Raw genomic sequence first — 15,882 nt, 5'->3', positions numbered from 1 at the left:
GGGGCGCGGCCGGTGACGGCCGGGCCTCGGGCATATGCCAGAAGCACCACCGGATCGAGTGTTGCCAAATCCCTTACGGCCGCTCGGACCCTGTGCCACAGTCGTCTCAAGGTCCGTTCCCACACGGGCCGCGCCGCGCCTGTATCGGAGTACGACATGCCGTCCCCTCTGTTCGCGGACCGTCCCGCCCAGCCTCCCGAGCCGGGTGCGGTGGACGCGCTGATCTCGCAGGCGAGTCGCCTGCGCGGTGAGGTCGACGCCGTCCGCCGGGACGCCGCTGCCCACGACGACGACCCCCGGCGGCGCTGGCAGCGCGCGCTCTGCGACCTGGCGGTGCATCAGCTCGACGAGCTGCGGGCGCAGTTCGGGCAGCTCCGCGACGGCGCCCCGGCCGCGACCCTGCCCGCCCGGCAGGTCCTCGGGCCCGAGGACGCCGCGCCCGAGGAGGACGACCTCCCCTTCGACGGATCGTTCACCAGTGACGCCGGAGCCGCCTACGGCGAGGCCCCGGCCCGCACCGGTTCGCTCCTCACCCGCGTCGGCAGCGCCGAGTGGAACCTGCTGACCGACGAGGTGAGCTGGTCCGAGGAGCTGTTCCAGATCTTCGGCCGCCCGCGCGAGCGGGGGCCCATGTCGCTCGACGAGATGCCGACCGTGGTCCACTCCGAGGACCAGCCCCTGCTCCAGGCGATGGTGACGGACTGTCTGATCGACGGAAAGCCGATCGACGGCGAGTTCCGGATCGTCCGCGCCGACGCCAAGGTCCGCACCGTGCACATGACCGGTGAGCCGGTGCTCGACGCCGACGGCTGCACGGCCTCCATGTGGGCCGTCCTGAGGGACGTCAGCGAACTGCGCCGCAGCGAGCGGGCCGTCCGCGAGAGCCGGGACCGCCTGGAGCACAGCCGGCAGGTCGAGCGCACCGAGCGCCGGGTCGCCGTCGAGCTCCAGGAGGCGGTCCTGCCCCCCTGGCGCGGATCGCTCCGCTTCGCCCACGACGGCCCCGCCCCGCTCGACGTCGCCGGACACTACCTCCCGGCCGCCTCCACCAACCTGATCGGCGGCGACTGGTACGACGCGCTCGCGCTGCCCGCCGGCGACGCCCTGCTCACCGTCGGCGACCTCACCGGCCACGGTGTGGCGGCGACGTCGTCGATGGCGATGCTGCTCGGCGCGCTGCGCGGCATGGCCGTGGCCGGAATCCGGCCCGGCGCCCTCATGGGCCACCTCAACCAGCTCCTGGAGACCTCCGGCCGGCCCGCGCTCGGCAGCGCGATGTGCTGCCGCTACGACCCGGTGGCGCAGACGCTCACCTGGGCGCAGGCAGGCCACCCCGCCCCGCTGCTCTTCCGCGGCGGGGCGGGCCGCCCGCTGCGCCGCCCGGAGGGCGTGCTCCTCGGGGCGACGCCGAGGACCGCGTACGAGGAGACCGAGACCCGGCTCCTCCCCGGCGACGTGCTCGTGCTGCACACCGACGGGCTGACCCGGACGGCGGGCGCGCTCGACGACGGGACCGGACTCGCCCGGCTGCTCGACCTCGCCCCCCGCCTGGCGGAGGCCCGGGACGCGCAGGAGTGCCTGCGCTCCGTCCTGGAGGAGTTCGGCGAGGAGGCGCGTGAGGACGACGCCTGCCTGATGGTCGTCCGCGTCGGCTCCTGAACCGGCGCGCCCTCCCGGGGCGGCGTCCGTCTGCGTCCGGGACTCCGGGACCGCGTGCGCTCCCCGGTCGGCACCGCGTGCCGCGTCCCGGGGCCGTGCCCCGCGCTCAGGCCTGGCCCGTTCTCGGGGCCTCCGGTGACCGGGGCAGCTCGACCTCCAGCTCGGCGCGCAGGTCCTCGATCTTCGAGTAGCCCGCGTACTGGCCGGTGAGCCGGTACATCTCGCGCAGCCGGTGCCAGGTGCGGTGCGAGGAGGTCTCGCCCATGGAGATGAGGGCGAGCCGGGCGTAGCGGTCGGCCTGCTCGGGGTCGTCGGCGATGAAGCAGGCCGAGGCCATCGAGATGCGGTCGAAGAGCTTGGAGCGGTCGTGCCCGTCGCGCCGCAGGTCCAGGGCGAGCTTCGCGTGGTGCTGCGCGGTGACCGCCGCCGCCGGGTCGTGGTCGGCGAGGGTGCGGTAGGCGAGGGCCTGCATGCCGTGCAGGTCGGCCTCGTCGAAGCTCTGCATCCAGTTCGGCGTCTCCTCGTTCTTGTCGGAGACGAAGAGGTCCTCGGCCTCGCCCAGGGTGCGGCGCATCGCCTGGCCCCGGCCCATCGACGCCTGCGCCCACGCCTCGATGGTGTGGAACATCGCCCGGGTGCGCGGCAGCAGCCGCTCGCCCGCACCGGACTTGGCCAGCTCCATCAGGTCGAGGGCGTCGTCGGGACGGCCCAGGTGGACCATCTGGCGGGCGGCGCGCGAGAGCGCCTCGCCGGCGCGCGGCCGGTCGCCGCTCTCGCGGGCCGCGTGGGCGGCGATGAGGAAGTAGCGCTGCGCGGTGGGTTCGAGGCCCACGTCGTGGGACATCCAGCCGGCCAGGACGGCGAGGTTGGCGGCGACGTCCCACAACCGCCGCTGGAGGTGGTCGGCGTGGCGGTAGGCGAGCATGCCGCCGACCTCGTTGAGCTGGCCCACCACGGCCTTGCGCTGGAGACCGCCACCCCGGGAGGCGTCCCAGGCGCGGAAGATCTTCACCGACTGCTCCAGCGCCTCGATCTCCTCGGAGCCGATGGGGGCGGCCTCGTAGCGGTCGAAGCCGGCGGGGTCGGCGTGGTACGGATCGGTGGCGCGGGGGACCGCGGCGGGGCGGGTCGGCTCGGTCCTGAGCCAGTCGTTCAGGGAGCTGTTGAGTGCGGATCCGGCGGTGAGCGCGATTCCCGCGCCCATCAGGCCGCGTCGGTTGAGCATGAGGTCCATTCCCGTGAATTCGGTGAGGACCGCAGCCGTACGGTCGGGAGCCCAGGGCATTCCGTCAGGGTTCTCTTCCTTGTTCCTGACGGCCTGCCGTGTTCCGGCACGCCCGCGTCGTACGAACCCGAGGTCCTCGATGGTCACGACACGACCGAGTCGCTCGGTGAACAGGGCGGCCAGCACCCGGGGGACGGGATCGCGCGGGGTCTCTCCCCTGTCGATCCAGCGCCGCACCCGCGAGGTGTCGGTCGACAGCTGGGGGTGGCCCATGGCCGCCGCCTGCCTGTTGACCAGTCTCGCGAGTTCGCCCTTGGACCAGCCGGCGAGGCCGAAGAGGTCCGCCAGGCGGGTGTTGGTCTGCCCTGTCACGTCTAAGCCCCCAGGTTCTCGGCTGAGTTGACAGTAGCCCGCTGTCATAGGGCTGGCGACTATTCGCCAGGGTTCGCCAGGGTGCGCTCGATGTTCCGCCACCCGCGCGCGGGTGTCAGGTAGGTATGCGCCACCCCGCCCCGTCGACCGGCCCTCATTTTCCCCAGGGTGCGGACCGGGGGCGGGCGGGGCGACGCACGCGATACGTCGGACCACGAAGGGATCTGTCACCTCCATGTACACAGCATCGTCCTCCGTGTCCGCCCCGCCCCGGCCGCAGACCCGCCTGGTGCCGGCCGGTGGGCCGTACCTCGCCCCCGCACCGCGGGCCGCGCGTCCGCGGTCCTGGGCGGCCGGGACCGGCACCGGACCCGGCACCCGGGTCAGCGGCAGGATCGACCTGTCCGGCCCGCAGGGGGCGCAGCTGAAGGCCGCCATCGCCTCGGTGCAGCGGATCTGCCCGGAGTTCAACCCGGTGCAGGTGCTGCGGCGCAGCGGCCGTTCCGTCCTGATCGTCGGGACGACCGGACGCACGACGGCGGTGGCGAAGTGTTTACTGGACCACTCCCCCGCGTGGGTCGAGCGGTTCCGGCACGAAATAGCTTCCTACCGCTCCTTCGTACGCCACCGTCCGCCGGTGCGCGCGCCGCGGCTGATCGCCGCGGACCCGGAGAACTGCACGCTGGTGATCGAGCGGATGTCCGGGCGGGCCGCGGCCCTCTCGCGCCACCCCGTGGAGGCCCCGCCGCGGGCCGACGTGCGGGCGGCACTCGGGGCGATCGCCCGGCTCAACGCCTGGCGGCCGCCGGCCGGGACCTTCGACGCCCCACTGGACTACGGCGCGCGGATCGCCCGCTACCACGAGCTGGGCCTCTTCACCGACCGGGACCGCGACGACCTGCAGAAGCTGCTGCACGGCCTGGCCCACGCGGGCGGCCGGCAGGGCATGGGGCAGTTCTGCCACGGTGACGCCCTGCTCTCCAACATCCTCCTCTCCCCCGCCGGTCCCGTCCTGGTCGACTGGGAGCACGCCGGCTGGTACCTGCCCGGCTACGACCTGGCGACACTGTGGGCGGTGCTCGGCGACGCGCCGCTGGCCCGGCGCCAGATCAGCCAGATGGCGCAGCAGCAGGGTCCGGCGGCCAGGGACGCCTTCCTGGTGAACCTGATGATCGTGCTGACGCGGGAGATCCGCACGTACGAGACGGCCGTGCAGCGGACCATCAAGGAGGCCCCGCCGGCGGGTTCGGTGCCGGCGGTCTCGGGGGCGCTGGCACCCGGGGAGGAACAGCGGCTGCTGCTGAGGCGGCTGCACGACGACTGCGCCATGGCACGGCGGGCCGTGCGCGCGGCGGTGGGGACGCGCTGAGCGTTCCCACCGCGGGACGGGGGTGTGCGCCGCGCACCCGGTGCCGACACACCGGGAGTGCGGCGCTTCGCCGTTCCCGGCGCCCTCCCGGGAGCGGCGCCGGGCGGCCCCATTGGTCGAGACCACCGACGCGTCGCCGGTGGGCGGGCCGTCACCGCGAAAGTCGGCCCGCGCGGCCCGCACGACCGCGCTGACGTGGGAACTCGCCTTCGGCGCGGGGTGATTGACGGATGGTCGGGGAGCGGCTACCCCTGTACGGGTCCGGTACCGCACGCCCCCGTGTCACCCCCCGTCCCAGGAGGCCGTCTTGCTCCGTACCGCGTCCCGAGGTCGCGTGCTCTCCGTCGCCGCGTCCGCCGCCCTGCTCCTCCCGCTGCTGTCGGGCGCGCCGCCGGCCGGTGCCGACGCGCCGGCGGCGGACTCGCTCCAGCGCCAGTTCGCGGCGGCGGCCGAGCGCCACGGCGTGCCCGAGAGCGTGCTGCTCGCCGTCTCGTACCTCCAGTCGCGCTGGGACGGGCACGCCGGCGCGCCCAGCGTGACCGGCGGCTACGGGCCGATGCACCTCACCGACGCGGCGACGGCGCTGGCCCGTTCCGTACCGCACCACTCGGAGGACGGCGAGGACGCGCGCGGCGACGGCGCCCGGCCCGCCAGGACCGGGGCCGGCACCCACCTGCCGGCGCCCGACGAGCTGCCGGCCCGGCTGCGGACCCTGGAGCGGGCCTCGGCGCTCTCCGGGATCCCGGCGGAGGAGCTGCGGAGCTCGACGGCGGCGAACATCGAGGGCGGCGCGGCGCTGCTCGCGGCGGCCCAGCGGGAGGCCGGGCGGGCGCCGAGCGCGGACCCGGCCGACTGGTACGGGGCGGTGGCCCGGTACTCGGGCGCCGACGACACGGCCACGGCGGCGGCGTACGCGAACGACGTCTTCGACGTGATCCGGACCGGCGAGGCGCGGGTCACGGACAGCGGGCAGCGGGTCGCGCTGCCGGCCGCCCCGGCGGTGGCGCCGGACACCGGGCAGGTGGCGGGGCTGGGGCTGCGCGCGCCGACGCGCGGTCCGGTGGAGTGCCCGACGACGGTGGCGTGCGAGTGGATCCCGGCGCCCTACGAGGAGTTCGGCGACGGCGACTACGGCAACCACGACAAGGCGGACCGGCCGGTCTCGCAGAAGATCGACTACATCGTCGTGCACGACACCGAGGCCACCTGGGACGTCACCCTGAAGCTGGTGCAGGACCCGACGTACGTCTCCTGGCAGTACTCGCTGCGCTCCTCGGACGGGCACGTCGCCCAGCACCTGCCGCTGAAGGACGTCGGCTGGCACGCGGGGAACTGGTACGTGAACGCCAAGTCGGTGGGCCTGGAGCACGAGGGCTTCCTGACGGCCCCGGACTCCTGGTACACGGAGGCGATGTACCGCAGTTCGGCCCGGCTCGTGCGGTACCTGGCGAAGCGGTACGACATCCCGCTGGACCGGCAGCACGTCATCGGGCACGACAACGTGCCGGGCACGGTGACGTCGTCGATCCGCGGCATGCACACCGACCCGGGTCCGTACTGGGACTGGGCGCACTACTTCCGGCTGCTCGGCCGGCCGCTGACGCCGAGCGCGGGTCCGCGGGCGGCCGTGGTGACGATCCGCCCGGAGTACGGCGGGAACCGGCCGGTGTACACGGGGTGCGCGACGACCGGGGAGGCGTGCGCGCCGCACGGCAGCGGCGCCGTGCGCCTGCACACCGCTCCGAGCGCCGACGCGCCGCTGGTGAAGGACATCGGACTGCGGCCCGGCGGGCAGGACTCCACGACCGGGGTCAACGACACGGGCGCGCGGGCGACGACGGGGCAGAGCTACGCGGTGGCGGAGCGCCGGGGCGACTGGACGGCGATCTGGTACCTCGGGCAGAAGGCGTGGTTCCACGACCCGGAGGCGGAGCCGACGGCGGTGGGCGCGCGCGGGCTGCTGCTCACGCCGCGGGAGGGCCTGACGGAGGTGCCGGTGTACGGGCGGGCCTATCCGGAGGCGTCGGCGTACCCGGCGGGGGTGCCGGTGCAGGCGGTGTCGCCGCTGCCGTACCGGCTGCTCGCGGGGCAGCGGTACGTGGTGGGGCACAAGACGCCCGGGGAGTACTACTACGCACCTGTGTTCGACAGCGCGAACCATCGGGTCGTGCGCGGCCAGGAGGAGTACTACCAGATCCAGTTCGGCCACCGGATCGCCTTTGTGAAGGCCGCTGACGTGCGGGTTCTCCAGGGCTGAGCGGGCTTGGCCGAAAGCTGCGGGGTGGCGCCGGGATTCCCTCCCGACGCCACCCCTTCCCGTGTTCGTACGACTATTCCCGAGCGCGGGTTCCCGGCCGGGGACAGGGGTAAGGCTGGGCCGGAACAGCACCCCTCTCCATCGGAAAGGCCCGCCCGCACATGCCTCAGCCCTTCGTCATGCCGGATTTCTACGTCCCGTATCCGGCGCGCCTCAACCCCCACGTGGAGGCCGCCCGGACGCACACCCGGGACTGGGCCCGCGCGATGGGCATGCTGGAGGGCTCCGGGGTCTGGGAGACGGCCGACCTCGACGCGCACGACTACGCGCTGCTCTGCGCCTACACCCACCCCGACTGCGACGAGGACGCGCTGAACCTGGTCACCGACTGGTACACGTGGGTCTTCTTCTTCGACGACCACTTCCTGGAGGTCTTCAAGCGCACCCAGGACCGGGCGGGCAGCAAGGAGTACCTGGACCGGCTGCCGCACTTCATGCCGGCCGACCCCGCGGCCGGCATGCCCGAGCCGGTCAACCCCGTGGAGGCCGGCCTCGCCGACCTGTGGCGGCGCACCGTCCCCGCGATGTCCGACGGCTGGCGGCAGCGCTTCGCCGAGGCCACCGAGGCCCTCCTCTACGAGTCCCTGTGGGAGCTCGACAACATCAACGACGGCCGGATCGCCAACCCGCTCGAGTACATCGAGATGCGCCGCAAGGTCGGCGGCGCCCCCTGGTCCGCCGGACTCGTCGAGTACGCCGCCGGGGCCGAGGTCCCCGACCGGGTGGCCCGCTCGCGGCCGCTGAGGGTGCTGCGCGACGCCTTCTCGGACGCCGTCCACCTGCGCAACGACCTCTTCTCGTACCAGCGCGAGGTCGAGGACGAGGGCGAGAACAGCAACGGCGTGCTCGTCCTGGAGCACTTCCTCGGCTGCTCCACCCAGGAGGCCGCCGACGCCGTCAACGACCTGCTGACCTCACGGGTCCAGCAGTTCGAGAACACCGCGCTCACCGAGGTGCCCGCGCTGGCCGTGCGGGAGGGCCTCGACCCCCGGGAGATCGCGGCCATCGGCGCCTACACCAAGGGGCTCCAGGACTGGCAGTCCGGCGGCCACGAGTGGCACATGCGCTCCAGCCGGTACATGAACGAGGGCATGGCCGACGCGTCCGCCGGAGCCCCGGCGCTCGGCATGTCGGTGCTCGACGTCCGGAGCCTGCTCGGCGGCCGGGCCGGCGAGGCGCGGCTGCGGAGCCTCACCCACACGCCCCACCGGATCACCGGCCCCTCGCCGCTGCCCGACTTCGACCTCCCCTACCCGCTCTCCCTCAACCCGCACCACCAGGAGGCCAAGCGGCGCTCCGAGGACTGGGCCGACGCGATGGGGCTGCTCGACGACATCTGGGACCGGCCGCTGATGGAGGGCTTCGACCTCGCCCTCTGCTCGGCCGGCCTCGACCCCGACGGCACGCTGGAGGAGCTGGAGCTCAGCGCCCTCTGGCTGACCTGGGGCACCTACGCCGACGACTACTACCCGATGGTCTTCGGCCGCCCCCGCGACCTGGCCGGGGCCCGGGCGCAGACCGCCCGGCTGAAGGCGTGCCTGCCGGTGGACGACCCCGCCTCCGCCCCGGAGTTCGCCGGGAACGCGCTGGAGCGGGCGCTCGCCGACGTGTGGGCGCGGACCGCGGCGCCGATGGGCCCGGAGGCCCGTGCGGAGCTGTGGACCGCGCTCGACGCGATGCTGGAGAGCTGGATGTGGGAGCTGCACAACCAGGCGCAGCACCGCGTGCCGGACCCGGTCGACTACGTCGAGATGCGCCGCAGCACCTTCGGGTCCGAACTCACCATGCTGATGGCCCGGCTGCGCCGGGACGGCACCCTGCCGCCGGAGGTGTTCCGCTCGGGCACCGCCCGCGCGCTGGAGAACGCGGTGGCGGACTACGGCGCGCTCGTCAACGACCTCTTCTCCTACCAGAAGGAGGTCGAGGTGGAGGGCGAGCTGCACAACGGCGTGCTCGTCCTGGAGAAGTTCTTCGACGTCGACCGGGACACGGCCGCCGGCATGGTGCACGAGCTGATGCGCGGGCGGCTGCGCCAGTACGAGCACCTGAAGCGGCGTGAGGTGCCGCTGATGTACGACCACTTCGGGCTCGACGAGGCCGGGCGGGCGGCCTTCGGGGCCTGGCTGCGGGAGCTGGAGGACTGGCTCGCGGGCGTCCTGCACTGGCACCGGACCGTACGGCGCTACGGTGCCGGGGACGTCCACGCGGGCGCCGGGACGCCACTGCTGCGCGACCGGTCCGGCACGGCCGCGACGGCACCGGACTGGACCGTGCCGCGCGGGCTCGGCACCACGGCGGCGCGCGTCGCGACCGCCTTCGCCGGCGCCCCGTCCTGACGCGCGCGGAGGGGCCGCACCGGAGCCCGGGGCGGTTCCCTCAGGGGCGGCGGCCGCGCAGCTCGTCCAGCTCGCGGCGTTCGCGCTTCGTGGGGCGGCCGGCGCCGCGGTCGCGGACGGCGGCGAGGGCGACGTGCTCGCGCGGCGGCGGGGGCGGGCTGTTGTCGACGTACGCCTCGGCGGCGGCCGGCGGGCCGACCCGCTTGGTCAGTGGCTCCTTGACCTCGACGATCCGCTCCCGGCCCGCCACGTAGACGCGGACCTCGTCGCCCGGCTTCACGGACTGGGCGGGCTTGGCCCGCTCGCCGTTGACCTTGATGTGTCCCGCCCGGCAGGCCGCGGCGGCCTGCGAGCGGGTCTTGGTCAGCCGGACCGCCCAGATCCAGGCGTCGACGCGTGCGCTCATCGGCCCCCGCCTCCCGGTCAGCCCTGCTGGAACAGCTCGGCGGGCAGCGGCTTGAGCAGCGCGTAGAGGTCGTCGGTGATCGGCCGGTCCCAACTGGCGATCGTCACCAGGACGTTGTCGCTGCGGTCGAACTGCACGCAGGAGATGCGGCTCTCGGAGAGCTTGAGGCGGCGCACGATGAGGAGGTTGTCGCCCTGCATGACGGGGACGTCCTCGGTGTCGAGGACCTCGACCGGCTCGTCGTTCTCGAGGGCGGCGAGGAGCTGGGCGACCTCGAAGGGGATCTGGCCCTCGGCGAGCTCCCGGGCCGGGGAGCCCTCCGGGAGGTTGCCGATGATCATCGCGGGGCCGCGGCCGCCGAAGAGGTCGTAGCGCAGGAAGACGCCCTGGCAGGAACCGTCGGGGGCGGGGAGCAGACCGGCGCCGAGATTGCCGGGCCAGTCGCCCGGGTCCATGGCGAGGACGTCGAAGTCCGGGCCAGCGGGAGTGGCGCTGCGGCGGCGGAGGAAGGACATACGGCCATGGTACGTGCCCGGGCGCGCGGTGCGGCGCCGGGCTCCGTCCTTCCGGCGCCGCTCCCGCCCTCCGGGGCTCAGTCCGCCGGGTCGGCCGCTCCGGGCGTCTGCTCCGGCCCGTCCGGCGCGGCGGGGTCGCCGAGGGCGTGGGCGAGGCCGGAGCGGTCGGTGCCCAGCTTGCGGTAGACGGCGGAGAGCAGCCGGGCGGCGGTGGCGGGGTCGACGCCGAGGACGGCGGCCGGGTCCAGGCCGCGGACGGCGGCCCCGGCGGCGGCCCGCTCACGGGCGGTGAGGGAGTTGCCGTCGGCGGTGTGCAGGGCGCGCGGGCGCAGGCCCGCGGCGGCCAGCTCGGCCCGGGCCTCCTCGACGAGGCCGTCGGCCCCGCAGTCCTGGGCGGTCTCCAGGCCCCGGTACAGGTGCTCGGCGGCCTCGGCGTGGCGCTCGGTCCGGCGGAGCGCCGCGCCGAGGGCGACCAGGGAGCGGGCCAGCTCGTACGCGGCCGGGGACTGGTCCAGCCAGTCGACGGACTCCTCCAGGAGCTTGATCCGGTCGGCGCCCTCGGAGACCTCGGCGGTCACCCGGAGCGCCTGGCCGATCGCGGAGGGCGCGCCGTACTGGCGGGCGCGGGCGACGGCCTCCTGGGCGGTCGCGAGCGCCTTGACCGGGGAGGCGGTGGCGGCCTCGGCGAGGGCCAGGTGGAGCTGCCAGGGGCTGCACGACGGGTTGCGCTTGCCGCGCGGCTCCAGACGGCGGCCGATGTCGGCCAGCGCGGCGGCGGCCTCCTCGGCGCGGCCGGTGGCGAGGAGCAGCTCGGCGTGGACGGTCTCGCAGTCGGGGATGGTGACGGTGGCCGGGAAGGGCTCGCCGAAGTCGTGGTCGCGGGCGACCCGCTCGGCCTCCTCCGTGCGGCCGCGGGCCAGGAGGACCTCGATCATGACGCCGGTGGCGTACCAGAGGGCGGGGGTGCGGGGGCCGACGCGCTCGGCGAGGCGCAGGCCCGCGCGGGCGAAGTCCTCGGCCTCCATGAGCCGGCCGCGGCGGAAGCGGATGTACCCCAGGAGGGTGTAGGCGAAGGAGAGGTGGGCCCCGCGCCAGCCCTGCTTCTCGAACTCCGCGGTGCCGGCGGCGAAGAGTTCCTCGGCGCGGCCGGGCCGGTCGGCGTAGAGGTGGATGAGGGCGACGAGGACGGGGACCTCGAAGCCGCGGCTCTCGTCGGCCCAGCTCAGGCCGCCTTCGAGGGCCCGCTCGGCGTGCCGGAGGGCGACGGTGGCGGGTTCGGCGCGCAGGGTGGCGTCCCAGGCGCGCAGCCCGATGATGTACCGCTCGGTGAGGTCGCGGCCGGTGAGCCGGTCGGCGAGGGTCGCGAGGCGGCGGGAGCGGGCGGGCGACTCCGGCTCGTCGGAGCGGAGCGCATCCCACATGAACCGCTCGGCCTGCATGCGGAGGCGGCTGCGGGAGTCGGTGGTCAGCCGGCTCTCGTGCTCCAGGAGCTCGGAGGCCTCGACCAGGCGGTCGCTGTGGGCGAGGACCTGGGAGAGGCGGTAGACGATGCCGTGGCGCAGGGCCTGGTCGGAGATCGGCTCCTCCAGGGCGGCGCGCAGGTGGTTGACCGTGGTGGCGGGCTCGGTGAGCAGCGAAGCGGAGCTGAGCTCGAAGAGGACGGCGGCGCGCTCGTCGGCGGTGGGAGGTTCGCGCAGGGCGCGGGCCAGGTGGCGGCGGGCGGCGTCGGGGGCTCCCGCGCGGAGGTTCTCGCGCGCGGCGGCGCGCAGCTGGGCGACGACCGAGGGGTCGCCCTCCGGGTGGGTCTCCAGGAGGTGGCGGGCCGCGGCGGCCGGGCCGAGTCCGGCGTCGATGACGCAGGCGGCGGCCTGGCCGTGGAAGGCGACGCGGATGCCGTCGGGGATGGCGCGGTAGACGGCGCTGGCGATGAGCGGGTGGACGAATTCGAGCGGGCCGTCGGGGTCGCCGGTGTCGGCGAGGACCCGGGCCTCGCGGAGGCGTGCGGCGCAGTCGGCCACGGCCTCGTCGCCCAGTCCGGCGAGGGATCCGGCGAGCGCGGGCGAGATCTCGGTGCCGAGGACGGCGCAGGCCCAGGCGAGCCGGACGGTGGTGGAGCCGAGCCGTTCGAGGCGGCTGATGAGGCCGCTGCCCTTGAGGGCGGCGGCGAGGTCGCGCAGTTCGTGGGCGCCGTCGGCGGTGGGGTCGAGGCCGCGGTCGCGGACCTTGGCGGCGAGTTCGACGGTCTCGAAGGGGTTGCCGGAGGTGACGGTCCAGAAGTCGCGGCAGAAGGCGTCGTCGGCGTGGGCGCCGATCCGGTCCCGGACCAGCTGGGCGACCGCTTCGGGGGTGAGCGGGGCGAGGCCGTGCGGGCGCTGTCCGGAGCGGTGGCCGGTGAACTCGGCGCCTTCTTCCGGGAGTTCGTCGGGCCGGTAGGCGACGACGAGGAGCATCGGGAGGTCCTCGGCGCGCGGGGCGAAGGAGGCGAGCCAGCCGAGGGACTCGGGGTCGGCCCAGTGGGCGTCGTCGAGGACGACGACGAGCGGGGCGCGCCGGACGGCGAGGTGGGTGAGGATCCAGTCGAGGCCGTCCCGCAGGCCCTGGGGGTCGGGCGAGGAGCCGGCGGTGGCGGCGCGCAGGCCGAGGGCGGGGCCGACGATGTCGTACCAGGAGCCGAGCCGTTCGCGGAGTTCGGCGTCGGAGGAGTGGGCGAGCTGGGGCTGGAGGAGCTGGCGGGCGACGTGGAAGGCCACGCGCTGCTCCTGGTCGCCGCCGCGGGCCGAGAGGACGGTGCAGCCGCGGGCGCCGGCCCGGCGGCGGATCTCGGCGAGGAGGGTGGTCTTGCCGAGTCCGGCGGGTGCGGCGTAGACGAGGACTCCGCCGCGGGCGGTGGGCGGTTCGGCGGCGCGCGGGGCCTCGGTGGCGGAGCGGGCGGCGTGGAGGGGGACGACGCGGGCGTCGCGCGGGGCGGGCACGCGCGCGGGCGGGGACGGGGGCTCGGGTGCGAGGCCGGTGAGCAGGTCGAGCGCCTCCTCGGCGGCGTCGAGCGCGGCCTCGCGTTCGAAGAGGCCGAAGCCCAGGCGGGCCGGCCTGCCGTCCTGTCGTGCCACGTTCCACCCCCACACAGGGGGCGCGCGCCCGGCGCACGGTCGGGGCGCCGGGGCGATCACCCCGCGAAAGGTCCAGCGTACGCCGGAACGAGCCCTGTGTAACGGCATTCTTCCAAGCAGTTCGGGTGGTCTTGGCGTGGTGGGCGCCCTCGGCGCCCCGCAGGTCGGGGGGTGTTCGACGGACAGATGTGCGGAGTCGGAGAGGCGGCGCGCGGCGCGTGTCGTCCTTGACCGGAATCCCTGCGAATACTCCCATATGACGGACGGTCAGTTCATGATCGTCACACGGTCCTGACGAGGGGATGAGCCGACCATGAGACCTCCCATTTCCCGTGCGCGGTCCTGGGCCGCGCGCTCGGTGTGTTCCCTCGCCCTGTGCGCCACGGCGCTGACCGCGCTGCCGACCTCCGGGCCGGCCTCGGCGGAGCCCGCCGGGACCGCCGCACCGGCGGCCGGCGCGGCGGGCGCCCCGGCGGCCGCGCCGTACTCGGTGAGCGCGGCGCGGGCCGCGCTGGCGCGGCTGCTGCCCCGGCACGCGAGCCAGTTCGAACTGGCGCTGGTCCCCCGCTCCGGCTCCGCCGACCGGTTCACGGTGTCGGGTTCGACGGGGCGGATCGTCGTCACGGGCTCCACGCCCGCGGTGCTGCTGCGCGGGGTGCACTGGTACCTCTCCTACACGGTGGGCGTGGACCTCGGTTCGCCCGGGGACAGCCTCGCGGCGCTGCCGGACCGGCTGCCCGGCCCGTCCGGCACGGTCAGCAGGTCGGCGTCGGTGCCGCACCGGTTCGCGCTTAACGACACGGACGACGGCTACTCGGGGGCGTACCGGAACTGGGACGCGTACGAACGGCAGATCGACCTCCTCGCCCTGCACGGGGTGAACGAGGTGTTCGTGCAGATGGGCGCGGAGGCGGCCTACCACGCGGCGTTCCAGGAGTTCGGCTACACGGGCGCGGAGCTGCGGGAGTGGATCCCCGGACCCGCGCACCAGCCGTGGTGGCTGATGCAGAACATGTCGTCCTTCGGCGGCCCGGTCACCGAACAGCTGATCGCCCGGCGGGCGGCGCTGGGCAGGCGGATCGTGGACCGGCTGCGGGAGCTGGGCATGACGCCGGTGCTGCCCGGCTACTTCGGCACGGTGCCGCCGGGCTTCGCGGAGCGCAACCCGCAGGGCCGGGTGGTGCCGCAGGGCCGCTGGATCGGCTTCGCCCGGCCGGACTGGCTGGATCCGCGCGGGCCGCTCTTCCCGCGCGTCGCCTCGGCCTTCTACCGGCACCAGGCGCGGCTGCTCGGCACCACCACGATGTACAAGATGGACCTGCTGCACGAGGGCGGGAACGCCGGTGACGTGCCGGTCGGCGAGGCCGCCGCACGGGTGATGGAGACCCTGGACGACGCGCGGCCGGGCGCGACCTGGGTGCTGCTCGGCTGGCAGCGCAACCCGAAGGCCGAACTGCTCGCGGGCGTCGACACCTCGCGGCTGCTGGTGGTGGACGGGCTCTCCGACCGGTACGACGGCCTGGACCGGGAGGCGGCCTGGTCCGGGACGCCGTACGCCTTCGGCACCATCCCCAACTTCGGCGGGCACACCACGATCGGCGCCAACACCTCGGTGTGGACGGACCGGTTCGAGGCGTGGCGGACCAAGCCGGGCAGCGCGCTGCGCGGCATCGCCTTCCTCCCGGAGGCCACCTCCGCCAACCCGGTGACCTTCTCGCTCTTCACCGAACTGGCCTGGCGGGACGCCCCGGTGGACCACCCCGGCTGGTTCGCGCAGTACGCGGCCCGCCGCTACGGCGCCCCCGACCCGCACGCGGCCCGGGCGTGGGAGTGGCTGCGGAAGGGGCCGTACGGCACCCGGTCGAACGGCTGGAGCGAGTCCCAGGACAGCCTCTTCACGGCCCGGCCGAGCCTGACCGTGCGGACCTCGGCCTCCTGGGGGCCGAAGGCGATGCGGTACGACGCGGCGACCGTGGAGCGGGCGCTGACCGAGCTGCTGCAGGTGGCGCCGGCGCTGCGGACCACCGACGCGTACCGCTTCGACCTGGTGGACACCGCCCGGCAGGCGCTCACCAACCGCAGCCGGGTGCTGCTGCCCCGGATCAAGGCCGCGTACGAGGCGAAGGACCTGGTGGCCTTCCGGGCGCGGGCGGCGGAGTGGCGGAGCTCCATGGCGCTGCTCGACGCGGTGCTCGCCACCGACCGGCGGTTCCTGCTCGGGCCGTGGCTGGAGGGCGCCCGCTCGTGGGCGCGTTCGGACCGGGAGCGGGCCGCCCTGGAGTTCGACGCCCGCTCGCTGATCACCACGTGGGGGCACCGGGCGGGCAGCGAGGCCGGGCTGCACGACTACGCCAACCGCGAGTGGTCCGGCCTCGTGTCGGGCTTCTACGCGCCCCGCTGGTCGGCCTACCTGGACTCGCTGGAGACCTCGCTGGTCACCGGGCGGGCGCCCGCCGCGATCGACTGGTTCTCCTGGGAGAACGCCTGGAACCTGCGGCGGGACTCCTATCCGGTGACCCCGAAGGGCGACCCGGTGGCGCTGGCGGTACGGGTGCGCGACAGCCTGCGCGCCTGAC

9 protein-coding genes are annotated in these 15,882 nt (G+C 74.8%); 5 read left to right on the top strand and 4 right to left on the bottom strand.

The window, feature by feature from the left end:
• Window positions 1-156: 156 nt before the first annotated feature.
• Window positions 157-1,659, top strand: coding sequence for a PP2C family protein-serine/threonine phosphatase (locus tag ACFW6A_RS11545; protein ID WP_386640099.1), 1,503 nt, complete (start codon window positions 157-159; stop codon window positions 1,657-1,659).
• A gap of 106 nt (window positions 1,660-1,765) precedes the next feature.
• Here the strand turns inward: ACFW6A_RS11545 and ACFW6A_RS11540 are convergent, their stop codons facing one another.
• Entirely contained in the window at window positions 1,766-3,256 is a 1,491-nt protein-coding gene (locus ACFW6A_RS11540; protein ID WP_351843189.1) for a hypothetical protein, read from the bottom strand.
• Window positions 3,257-3,491: 235 nt separating this feature from the next.
• On the opposite strand from ACFW6A_RS11540, the gene ACFW6A_RS11535 reads away from it, so the two are divergent.
• From ACFW6A_RS11535 to ACFW6A_RS11525, 3 genes are all read left to right on the top strand, one after another.
• Entirely contained in the window at window positions 3,492-4,625 is a 1,134-nt protein-coding gene (locus tag ACFW6A_RS11535; RefSeq protein ID WP_386640096.1) for an aminoglycoside phosphotransferase family protein, read from the top strand.
• A gap of 307 nt (window positions 4,626-4,932) precedes the next feature.
• Window positions 4,933-6,882 carry an N-acetylmuramoyl-L-alanine amidase gene (locus ACFW6A_RS11530; protein WP_386640093.1) on the top strand — a complete coding sequence of 650 codons (1,950 nt, stop codon included), beginning with the start codon at window positions 4,933-4,935 and terminating at the stop codon, window positions 6,880-6,882.
• A 161-nt stretch (window positions 6,883-7,043) separates the two neighbouring features.
• Window positions 7,044-9,278 carry a germacradienol/geosmin synthase gene (locus ACFW6A_RS11525; RefSeq protein ID WP_386485112.1) on the top strand — a complete coding sequence of 745 codons (2,235 nt, stop codon included), beginning with the start codon at window positions 7,044-7,046 and terminating at the stop codon, window positions 9,276-9,278.
• Between the two features lie 40 nt (window positions 9,279-9,318).
• Here ACFW6A_RS11525 and ACFW6A_RS11520 read toward each other — a convergent pair whose 3' ends face one another.
• The 3 genes from ACFW6A_RS11520 to ACFW6A_RS11510 all read right to left on the bottom strand — a co-directional run bounded on the left by ACFW6A_RS11520 (window position 9,319) and on the right by ACFW6A_RS11510 (window position 13,306).
• Window positions 9,319-9,684, bottom strand: coding sequence for an RNA-binding S4 domain-containing protein (locus ACFW6A_RS11520; protein WP_386640090.1), 366 nt, complete (start codon window positions 9,682-9,684; stop codon window positions 9,319-9,321).
• Window positions 9,685-9,701: 17 nt separating this feature from the next.
• Window positions 9,702-10,199: a hypothetical protein gene (locus tag ACFW6A_RS11515; RefSeq protein WP_030494979.1), complete on the bottom strand. Its 498-nt coding sequence runs from the start codon at window positions 10,197-10,199 to the stop codon at window positions 9,702-9,704.
• A gap of 77 nt (window positions 10,200-10,276) precedes the next feature.
• Entirely contained in the window at window positions 10,277-13,306 is a 3,030-nt protein-coding gene (locus ACFW6A_RS11510; protein ID WP_386640087.1) for an ATP-binding protein, read from the bottom strand.
• Window positions 13,307-13,619: 313 nt separating this feature from the next.
• On the opposite strand from ACFW6A_RS11510, the gene ACFW6A_RS11505 reads away from it, so the two are divergent.
• The gene (locus ACFW6A_RS11505; RefSeq protein WP_351843176.1) at window positions 13,620-15,881 is read left to right on the top strand and encodes an alpha-N-acetylglucosaminidase; all 2,262 of its coding nucleotides are present in this window, start codon (window positions 13,620-13,622) and stop codon (window positions 15,879-15,881) included.
• Window position 15,882: the final 1 nt, after the last annotated feature.

Source organism: Streptomyces sp. NPDC058758, from assembly GCF_042746075.1.
GTDB lineage: Bacteria > Actinomycetota > Actinomycetes > Streptomycetales > Streptomycetaceae > Streptomyces.
This window is presented reverse-complemented; position numbering and strand designations above follow the sequence as displayed.

Coding starts and splice junctions, on each gene's coding strand:
- ACFW6A_RS11545 (WP_386640099.1), top strand. CDS start 157: ATGCCGTCCCCTCTGTTCGCGGACCGTCCCGCCCAGCCTCCCGAGCCG.
- ACFW6A_RS11535 (WP_386640096.1), top strand. CDS start 3,492: ATGTACACAGCATCGTCCTCCGTGTCCGCCCCGCCCCGGCCGCAGACC.
- ACFW6A_RS11525 (WP_386485112.1), top strand. CDS start 7,044: ATGCCTCAGCCCTTCGTCATGCCGGATTTCTACGTCCCGTATCCGGCG.
- ACFW6A_RS11520 (WP_386640090.1), bottom strand. CDS start 9,684: ATGAGCGCACGCGTCGACGCCTGGATCTGGGCGGTCCGGCTGACCAAG.
- ACFW6A_RS11515 (WP_030494979.1), bottom strand. CDS start 10,199: ATGTCCTTCCTCCGCCGCCGCAGCGCCACTCCCGCTGGCCCGGACTTC.
- ACFW6A_RS11505 (WP_351843176.1), top strand. CDS start 13,620: ATGAGACCTCCCATTTCCCGTGCGCGGTCCTGGGCCGCGCGCTCGGTG.